Here is a 7,302-nt window from a genome sequence, read left to right as displayed (position 1 = left end):
GACGGCGTCGCAGAATCGACGACGCCAGCTAACCGCGCCGCCTGATCGGCCCCATCACCCAATTTCGGCCATAGCTCCCGCGCTGTACCGAGGAAACTCAGTCCGCAGGCGCAATGCCAATTGAGGGCGGCATCAAATGAGGAGCTCGGCTCAAGCAGCTCCAGCTCTTCTGCACGCTGTGGTTCGACGCTGTAATCCGTCAGCCAAACGCGCTGGGGCGCCGAGCTCGTTCGAGCTAAGTCGAGACCAACAGCTCACTTCGCATGAGAGTGAGACGCACCACACCGAGGCTACGCTAAACCGCGCATTACCGACCGATTGCGCTACTCCCACTCTATTATCTAGGATGACACTATGCGGTTGATCCAAAGCACAAACTTTCAAAGCTCGCGGTTAAGTCCGGACGGCATGTCCGCTGTAACTTTTTGCTCTTGAATTCACAGAAAAATTAATGCCGCTCGGAAGAATGACGAGTTCGGCGAGTATCGAAGTCAATCGATTCAATGGCAGCGGTGCTCCGCCATAGCGGCTGCCGATCCCCCGCGGCCTAGCTTCCGGTACCGTCAGTGATTAATGGAAGCAGCCAATCCAACGACGACCACTTCCGACGCCTCGATTTGTCAGCTACCCCAGAAGCGCTCCGTTCGATAGCATTATGCCATTGAGGCAGCGCTGAACATCAACTCTTGGGAAGCATGCGATTGCGTCGCCAGAAGAGCCTCTCAAACAGCGGCAAGAGCCCACTCGGCGTCGCGAGAATGACGACGATCACAACGATACCATAGATGAAGTAATGCAGTCCTGGAACCGCGCCGCCTAGCTTACCGCGCAGGACCTCGCCCAAGGGTACCAATAATAGGGCTCCCAGCGCCGGACCGTAGGCGCGGCCAAGCCCTCCGACCGTTGCGAAAAGCACAATCTCGATAGTGATCACCGGCGAGGCAAGCAGATACGGATCCGCGAACGTCAGGTAACGCACATAGGCGGTCCCGACGATGGACGTTAGGACTGCAGAGATGACCATGGCCGTCGTCTTGTGACGCAGGACATTAACGCCGATCGCCTGCGCGGCCTTTTCATTGTCGCGAATTGTCCGCAGGTAGTAGCCCAATGGCGAATTCAGAATGGCGACATTCACCAACACAATGATGGTTGCGAGCCCGAGCATGACCCAGAACGCTCCCCGACCACCACCGAACTGAAAATCGAGAAAGTTTCCGGCGTCCTGCGGCAACAGCAGACCCGACGCGCCGCCAAGGAAATCCCAGCCTTCGACCACGATGCTCGCCATCTCTGCGAAAGCCAGGGTAATCAGGACGAACGACAAATGCCCGAGCCGGAATCGAAAGTCGATCCACGCAATGATGGCGCCGAGCAAGCCTGCGGTCGTGGCCGCAATCACAAGGCCGGCCCACATATTGATTCCAAGCTTTACCAACAAGGCAGCCGACAGCATCGCGCCGGTTCCGATAAACAAACTATGGGCCAGGGAGATCTGCCCGCTCATGCCGCCCACGATATTCCAGGCCGACGCAAGCGCAACGTACACCAGCGCTATCGTGAGAATATGCGTGTGGTAACTGGACAGAACCATCGGCAGCATTGCGCCGAGCAAAACGACTCCCCACAGCCAGGGTGACACCAACGTCTTGAAGAAGTCGTCCTTGATCATGGTGCCCTCCAGGTCAGGCCCTGCGGCCGGAACAGCATGATCAGCACGAATATGGCGTATGGCACCAAACGGCCAAGCGTATCCGAGACATAGACCGTGCCCATCGCCTCGGAAATTCCGATCACGAGACCGCCCAACATGATCCCGACAAAATTCGTCATCCCGCCCAGGACAACGACAAGCAGGGTAATCACCGTATATTGCAAACCTTGAGTCGGCTGGATCGGGGTGCCGGGAAGCAGAAGAGCCGCCGCGACCGCGAGTATTCCAATCCCAAGCGCGAAGGTCATGACCTGGACCCGTCCCACATCGATCCCCATCAGCGCAGCCGCGTGCGCATTCTGGTGCACGGCACGGATCGAACGCCCGAAATCCGTCGATCGCAGCATTACATAGAGGCCGATCGCCATGGCGAATGCGACGGCGCACGCGATCACATGCGCCAGCCGCAGCACCACATCCCCTAAAATTATAAGCTTGGACTCGACGATCGACGGAGTGCGTGCAGGCTGTCCACCGAAGATCATGAGAATGCCGTTCTGCAGGACCAGACTTAGTCCCAGCGTCAACTGCACCACCATGAGAAACTTGTAGCCGACCATTGGCCGCAGCAGAAATCTATAGACCAGCGCGCCGACCGCGGTCATGACGGGAATGGTAACGACAGCCGAGACGTAAGGATCAAGCGAGAACGCCGAAAACAGGGCAAGGCACATGAACATGGCGAGCGAGATGAAGTCGCCATGCGCGAAATTAACCACGCCGCTCACGCCATAGACGAGGCCCATGCCGAGCGCCAAGAGCCCATAGGTGCTCCCGATGAGGATTCCCTGCGCCAGCGCCTGCCATAGTTCGCTCAATTGTGCCTCCCTTTCACAGGCCGAGATAGGCCTGTCGCGTTCGGGGATCATTCTTCACGACCTCCGCCGCGCCTTCGACTGCGATATGGCCGCGTTCGAGTACATAGCAACGCTGTGCATGTCGCAGCGTCAAATTGAGGTTCTGCTCGACCAGAAGCATGGTCAAACCGTCTTTGTGCAGTTGATCGACGATCCCGAAAATGTACTGCACAAAGAGAGGCGATAGGCCGAGCGAAGGCTCGTCAAGCATCAACACGCGGGCCTCAGCCATCAGGCCGCGGCCGATTGCCAACATCTGCTGCTCGCCTCCGGACAGCGTGCCCGCCGGCTGCGCCAGTCTCTCCTTCAGACGCGGAAACAAGGCCAGCACCTTCTCCATCTGACGCGGCCGGATCGGTCGTGCACGATCACAAAATCCGCCGAGCAGCAGATTCTCGCGAACACTCATCTCTGGAAAAACCAAACGTCCTTCCGGAACCTGGATGATTCCCATCTCGACACGCTGCATCGGCGTTGCGCGCGTCACGTCCTGCCCATCCAAAATGATGCGACCCGCCATTGGCATCACTATGCCCGACAGGCTGTTGATCAACGTCGTTTTGCCGGCGTTGTTTGCTCCCAGCAACCCGACGATTTCGCCGCGATCGAGTCTAAGCGAGATATCCCGCAAGGCCGGAGTACCTGCATAGCCTGCCACGAGGCCTTCGACTTCAAGCATCGAGATGCTCTCCGAAATAGGCTTCAATGACCTTGCTATCCTTGATGATCTCTTCCGGCGCGGCCTCCGCGATCTTCCCACCGAAATTGATAACCACCATACTGGTGGCCAGCCGCATGATCACCGGGATGACGTGTTCGACCATCACGAAGGTGACACCCTGCCGGTTAAGCTCCCTGATGACGCCGATCGGAGCCTCTGTCTCGGCCATGGTCAAACCTGCCATGACCTCGTCAAGCAGAATACATTGTGGATCTGTTGCCACGCACTTGGCGAGCTCAAGCAGCTTCTTGTCCTGGAGCGACAGAGTCGCGGGCGTCTGATCGAGCTTCTTGCCGAGCCCGACCCGCGTCAGCACATCGGCGGCATACTCAATCGCCTCACGGATCGGACGGCGCGTCAGCGCAGCCGCGGTCACGACATCGAGCGCCGTCATATCGGCAAAAGTCTGCACGATCTGAAAGCTGCGTACCAGACCGCGACGCGTCAGCTTGTCGGGCGAAATGCCGGTAATCCGTACGCCATCGAAGTGCACGTCGCCGCTCGATGGTCGGACAAAGCCGGAGATCACGCCGAATAGCGTCGTCTTGCCGGCTCCGTTCGGACCAATAATGCCGAGGATGTCGCCCTTTTCGACTGCAAAACTCACGTTGTTCAGCGCAAGAAGGCCGCCGAACCGTTTGCTGACCTTGTCGACCTCGAGTAGCGCCACGGTGAACTCAGGTCCGGGCCCGTGGCGCAGCCTGCGCAAACTCCTTCGGAAAGACCACTTCCTGTTCCCGGTCGGGCAACCACTGAACCATCATGGCCGATCCATCCTTGAGCAGACGGTCGTCCGCGAACTGTAGGCCTTTTGGTTTGGCCACATACAGATCGGGATCGCCGAACGGCATGTCGAATTTCTTGAAAGCATCCAGCAAAGCACCGCCTTCGAGCGACGAAGAAGCTTCCAGGACCCGTTGAAGCACCCGGGCGGCCTGAGCGTATTGAATGGCCCCCTGCCCGATCCGGTCCAGCTTCGCGACATCGCGCAGCTCCGCCACAACTTTCTGCATAGAGTCGATCTTGGCACCCGCGCTAAATCCTGTCATCGCGAAGAGATTGCGCGTGAGAACGGCCTTGCCCACATCAGGTCCAAGATCCTTCCATAGCGAGAGGTCGGAATAGCCGCCCGTACCGCCGACAAAAATGCTGGCGTGATAATTGAGATTGTAGCGAGCTTGATGCAGCAGGATACCGTCTCTTGGCGTCACCAGACCTGTCACGACGTCCGGCTTGAGCGACCGGATACGGATCATCGCAGAGGTCTGATCCTGCGCTCGGGTGTCCAGTGGCGCCTCGCCGATGATCTCGATGCCGCTTGCCTTGAGCTTTGGCACGAGGAAGGAATTGACCTGCTGTCCCGCCTCGTAGTTCGAGTAACTCATGACTGCGGTCTTGATCGGAAACTTGTTGCCATCGCGCAATGTGACGATGAAGTCGTGCATCGTCTGCGCGTAACCGCGCTCGTATGGGTAGCCGAGCGAGAACATATAGTTCGAATGAGCACCGCCGGCCCAGATCGAGAGCGTCGGCACCTTCAGCTCGTCGAGCACCGGCGTCAGCGCCAGCATCTGAGCGCTGAGGATCGTGCCGGTCAGTAGTTGAACCTTCTCTTCCGTGATCAACCTGCGCGCTTCGGTCGCAGTGCGGGCGGGTTGGCTGGTGTCGTCCGCCTGGATCAACTGGATTTTCGCGCCACCCTTGCTCTTGATCCCGCCGCCATCGTTGATCTTCTTGATCATGTATTCGAGCGCAGGCTGCCCTTCCTGGGCATACGCCGATAGGCCACCGCTCATCGAATTGATGACACCGATCCTGATCGGTGCCGCCTCGGCGCCAGCGCGCCGGATCCAGGGAGCTGCGACCGTTCCGAGCACGAGACTTGTTGTGCCGATACCAAATGTGCGTCGAGTGATGGACAAGGCGTTCCTCGGTTCTTGCTGTTGTTGACGGCGCTTATACGCGATCTCTAAATCGGGTCCCAGCTAAAAATGTCCGCGGAGCGATCCAGCTTGTAGAACGAACCCTTGAGCGCGGGCATCGCGTGTTCGGCAATGGTCGCGGTGGTCCAGCCTTCGCTCCGTTGCACGGATCGGATCGGGCGAGACTGTCCCATCAGGAAGATTTCATTCATCCGCACCGCGAAGATCTGGCCGGTCACATCCTTTGCGGCATCCGTGAGCAGAAAGGCCGACAGCGGCGCGATCTTTTCCGGGCCCATCTGTTTCATCCGTTCAACGCGGGCCTTCTCAGCGTCCGTCTCCGTTGGGATCGTGCCGATGAGGCGGCTCCAGGCAAACGGCGAGACGCAGTTCGAGCGAACGTTGAACCGGTTCATGTCGAGCGCGATCGACTTGGAAAGCCCGACGATGCCGAGCTTGGCCGCCGCGTAGTTCGCCTGACCGAAATTGCCGACAAGGCCCGAGGTCGAAGTGAAGTGGACAAACGAGCCACTCTCCTGCTCGCGAAACAGTCGCGCCGCAGCGTGACTCACATAGAACGAGCCCATCAAGTGAACCTTGATGACGGCCTCGAACGCTTCCACGCTCATCCGATGGAAAATTGCGTCTCGCAGAATACCGGCGTTGTTCACAACACCGTCGAGCTTTCCGTAAGTGTCGACGGCCTGCTTGACGATCTTGCTGGCCGGAATTGCTTCCGCAACGGTCTCGAAATTGGCGACCGCGGTCCCGCCGGCCTTGCGGATTTCTTCCACAACCTCTTCCGCAGGCGCGGCGTTGGTGCCAGCGCCGTCCGGCGCACCGCCGGGGTCATTGACGACGACCTTGGCGCCCTCGGCGGCGCAGAGCAGTGCGATTTCCCGGCCGATACCACGGCCAGCGCCGGTAACAATGACGACCTTGTCCTGAAGTGATTTGGCCACAACTATCTCCTGCTCAGCGCTCGTTCGTGAAGATGATAGTGCCACTTGCCGCGAACATGCCGCCGACACCGTGACACACCGAAATCTTGGCACCCGCCACCTGGGCCGGCGCAATGCCGCGCATCTGCCGCACGCTCTCCTGCAGCGCGTACATGCCGTACATGCCCGAATGCATGTAGGAAAGGCCGCCGCCATTGGTGTTGAGCGGCAGCTTGCCGCCGGGCCGCGTGTTGCCGTCGGCAATGAACTTGCCGGTCTCTTCATGCGGCATGAAGCCGAGATCGCCGAGGCCGAACAGCGGCAGGTGCGCAAAGGCGTCGTAGATCATGAGGTGATCGACGTCCTTGTGCGCAATGCCGGCCTCCTTGAACGCCAGCGGGCCTGCGGTCTTGAAGGCACGCGAGGAGTTGAAGGTCTCCATCTGGCTGACCATCGGCGTCTCCACGCTCTCGCCGGTACCGAGGACGTAGACCGGCTTCTGCGGAAAATCCTTGGCCCGATCGGCCGAGGTCAGGATCAGCGCGCCGCCGCCATCGGTGACGAGGCAGCACTGCAGCAGGCGGAAGGGATAGGCGATCATCCGCGAGTTCAGGACGTCGGCAACCGTGATCGGGTCCTTCATGGTCGCACGTGGATTTTTCGCGGCCCACTCACGCTGCACGACGGCGACCATGGCGAGCTGCTCATGGGTGATGCCGTAGGTCTTCATGAAGCGCAGCACCGGGATCGGGAACATGCTCGGCGGTCCGAATACGCCGAATGGCGCCTCGAACTGGCCGTTGAGGCTGTCCGGCGGCGTGAAGCGCGGCTGCTTGCCGATCATCGACTTGCCGCTCTCGGCATGAGTGATCAGCACGGTCTTGCACAGGCCGGCCTCGATCGCGGCCGCGGCATGGCGAACATGCAGCATGAACGAGCAGCCGCCGACCGACGTGCCATCCACCCACGTGGGCGTGATGCCGAGGTAGTGGCAGACCTGCTGCGGCGTCTCGACCGCGGTGGCGAAGCCATCGATGTCGGAGAGCTTCAGCCCGGCATCGGCGATGGCATTGAGCGCCGCATCCGCGTGGAGCTGGAGCTGCGACATGTTGGGGATGACGCCGAGCTCGGTGGTCTCGGCCGCGCC

General features: G+C 59.8%; 7 protein-coding genes. All 7 read right to left on the bottom strand.

The window, feature by feature from the left end:
- Window positions 1–679: 679 nt before the first annotated feature.
- A complete protein-coding gene (locus ACZXDY_RS43910) occupies window positions 680–1,672 on the bottom strand; it encodes a branched-chain amino acid ABC transporter permease (RefSeq protein WP_464349770.1) in 993 nt (330 codons plus the stop codon).
- A complete protein-coding gene (locus tag ACZXDY_RS43905; protein ID WP_464349769.1) occupies window positions 1,669–2,532 on the bottom strand; it encodes a branched-chain amino acid ABC transporter permease in 864 nt (287 codons plus the stop codon). Before ACZXDY_RS43905 ends, ACZXDY_RS43910 begins: the two co-directional genes overlap by 4 nt.
- Before the next feature lie 13 nt (window positions 2,533–2,545).
- The gene (locus tag ACZXDY_RS43900; protein ID WP_464349768.1) at window positions 2,546–3,250 is read right to left on the bottom strand and encodes an ABC transporter ATP-binding protein; all 705 of its coding nucleotides are present in this window, start codon (window positions 3,248–3,250) and stop codon (window positions 2,546–2,548) included.
- A complete protein-coding gene (locus ACZXDY_RS43895) occupies window positions 3,243–3,962 on the bottom strand; it encodes an ABC transporter ATP-binding protein (protein WP_464349767.1) in 720 nt (239 codons plus the stop codon). Before ACZXDY_RS43895 ends, ACZXDY_RS43900 begins: the two co-directional genes overlap by 8 nt.
- Before the next feature lie 7 nt (window positions 3,963–3,969).
- Window positions 3,970–5,169, bottom strand: coding sequence for an ABC transporter substrate-binding protein (locus ACZXDY_RS43890; protein ID WP_464349771.1), 1,200 nt, complete (start codon window positions 5,167–5,169; stop codon window positions 3,970–3,972).
- Window positions 5,170–5,261: 92 nt separating this feature from the next.
- Window positions 5,262–6,176, bottom strand: coding sequence for an SDR family NAD(P)-dependent oxidoreductase (locus ACZXDY_RS43885; RefSeq protein ID WP_456646942.1), 915 nt, complete (start codon window positions 6,174–6,176; stop codon window positions 5,262–5,264).
- 13 nt (window positions 6,177–6,189) lie between these two features.
- Window positions 6,190–7,302: thiolase C-terminal domain-containing protein (locus tag ACZXDY_RS43880; RefSeq protein ID WP_464349766.1), on the bottom strand; the 1,113-nt coding region annotated here is incomplete at its 5' end.

This window comes from Bradyrhizobium sp. LeoB3, assembly GCF_055456055.1.
Note: the sequence above shows the minus strand (reverse complement) of the source record. Positions and strands in the feature narration are given on the sequence as shown.

Coding starts and splice junctions, on each gene's coding strand:
- ACZXDY_RS43910 (WP_464349770.1), bottom strand. CDS start 1,672: ATGATCAAGGACGACTTCTTCAAGACGTTGGTGTCACCCTGGCTGTGG.
- ACZXDY_RS43900 (WP_464349768.1), bottom strand. CDS start 3,250: ATGCTTGAAGTCGAAGGCCTCGTGGCAGGCTATGCAGGTACTCCGGCC.